We start from the raw sequence: 348 nt of genomic DNA, 5'->3' as shown, positions 1-348 counted from the left end.
ACCCTGGTCATGGTGGTGACCGTGGCGGTGGTGGTGGCCACCCACAACCTGGCCTTCGGCGTGATCGTGGGCGTGATCGTCTCGATGGTGCTCTTCGCCAGCAAGGCCGCCACCCAGGCCGATCTGACGAGTGTGCTGGACCCCGAGGGCGGCACCCGTGTGTACACCGTGCACGGCGAGCTGTTCTTCGCCTCCACCGGTGAGCTGGTCGGCCGGTTCGACTACGCCGAGAAGGGGCTGACCAAGGCGGTGATCGACATGACCAAGGCGCACGTGTGGGACTCCTCGGCCGTGGCCGCCCTGGACCAGGTCACCGAGCACTTCCGCAAGCACGGGGTGGAGGTCGAG

General features: G+C 67.5%; 1 protein-coding gene. It reads left to right on the top strand.

The window, feature by feature from the left end; genetic code table 11:
- The coding region (locus ADL05_RS04675) for an STAS domain-containing protein (protein ID WP_156365716.1) at window positions 1–348 on the top strand (348 nt) is incomplete at both ends.

The organism is Nocardiopsis sp. NRRL B-16309 (assembly GCF_001279585.1).
Taxonomy (GTDB): Bacteria; Actinomycetota; Actinomycetes; order Streptosporangiales; family Streptosporangiaceae; genus Nocardiopsis.
This window is presented reverse-complemented; position numbering and strand designations above follow the sequence as displayed.